Here is a 1,730-nt window from a genome sequence, read left to right on the forward strand (position 1 = left end):
CCGTTCCACCATCGACACAGGAGCAGGCTACCGAGAACCCAAATGAGATGAGCTCTAAGCACCCTTGGCGTCTTTGCTGCACCTGACGACGTCGTGATCGCTTCGAGACGCAAGTTCCGGACCAAACGCCTAACAACCTGCGAGAAGGGCGGTATGGTCACGCTTCAACAAGCCCGGACCGTCGTCACGCTGCTTGAGAACGAGCTGCTCACCCGTGCGAGCGGGCAGGGTTCGGAGTTCTCGCGGTTCAGAGCCATACGGGCTGAGTACGGATGATTCCGTAGAGAGTAAGGATCTTGTCCGGGGTGGTGTGAGCTCTGTGACCTGAGGCGAGATTCTTCCAGCCTGCGGCGGTGAGCACCTGGCGCACATGTCACTCACGCAGCCCAGAACGACCGGAACAGCGCCCTTACGAGTCCGTCGCCAGTCCTCGTTGAAGGTCACGTCCCGTACATGGTGTACGCAGTTCTCGACGATCCAGTGCCCCCAGGCATGAGCGGCCAACTCGGTCGGTGGAATCTGGTAGGTGTCCAGGTCGGTGACGGCGAAGACGACCTCGCGGCTGCCCTTGGCCTTTCCATGCGCGCGGCGGCAACGCTCGATCCGTACCACCTGGCGGGCTCCGAAGAAGGCCAGTCCATTGACTGCGGTGACCTTGATCGACCGGTGCTCCACGCGCCCGTGGATGTGGTCGGTTCTCTCCATGTGAGCCATGGGTAGTAGCTGTTCACAGGGAAGAGTGGGCAGCGGGGAGTGGAGGGTGGATCGGTTCACCTCGATGTAGATCAGATAGTGCGCCCCGCGTTCGAGCAGGTGGGTGTCGTGGCCTGCCACAGTGTGAAGGGTACCGGCGGTGATGAACGCTCCCTTCAGGTGGTCCTCGTCGAGTCGATCGAGCAGTCCGGTGAAGACTGCAGTTTCCTGTCCCTTGCTGTTGATCTACGTGTTGGTGACCGCCACCCCGTCGTGGTGGCGGGCGGTGTGGAAAGCCACCAAGCGGGCTCGTTGGCCTTGCGGTGGCGGGAGCGTTGGGTCTTGCCCTTCACGGCGTAGACCGTGTGGCAGAGGTGCTCGCACTCGGGTGCTTCGGTGGGGGTGCGGGAGAAGCTCTCCGGCGACTCGGACCTGGTGTGCAGGGCGGCCAGTCCGGCTCGGGCAAGCTGGGCGGGGTCCAGGCGGGCGAGTGCTTGACACAGGGTGCGGTCGTCGGGGATATGAACGTGGTGGGGGAAAGGGCAGGTGGGCAGGCCCATGGTAGGAGGACATGGCGGAGTGTGTTGTGGGCCCACTCGATGACGGCGCTGGTGGTGTCGTGACCAGTCATGGTCATTGTACAAACGCACAGGACGAGCAGGCTGGTCAGAGCGTAGCGACGTTCTTGGGGTGAGCGGAATCGTCAATGATAGCCAGGTGGTTCATCAGGCCAGGAAGTGGGCTCGTCAGTGGGGTTGAGCGGTTCGGTGGGATCGGTTGAGAGAACGGCATGGACAAGGAATGATGAAACAGCGGTTATGGGATCTTGCGGATAGTTTTGTCTCGACAACTCCATGATCCACGCGTTCCGTTCCTGCTTACTCATACCTTGATTCGTTTATCCCGGGCCACTGCGCTCGCATGGTGTCTTATCGTGCGTTCCGGACGAATCGCGAGAACTCCGGGACTCTGAAGGAGGCGTCGACCTCGAAAACCCGGACAGCGCTGTTTTCGGAGTTTTCGGAACGGTAGGCGAA

The 1,730-nt window shown here is 61.3% G+C and carries 1 protein-coding gene; it reads right to left on the minus strand.

Annotated features, from left to right (window positions below):
* Positions 1 to 129: 129 nt before the first annotated feature.
* Positions 130 to 939 carry an ISAs1 family transposase gene (locus DVR05_RS26420; protein WP_116248625.1) on the minus strand — a complete coding sequence of 270 codons (810 nt, stop codon included), beginning with the start codon at positions 937 to 939 and terminating at the stop codon, positions 130 to 132.
* Between the last annotated feature and the right edge of the window lie 791 nt (positions 940 to 1,730).

Origin of the sequence: Nocardiopsis sp. FIRDI 009, from assembly GCF_003386285.1 — a bacterium.
GTDB lineage: Bacteria > Actinomycetota > Actinomycetes > Streptosporangiales > Streptosporangiaceae > Nocardiopsis.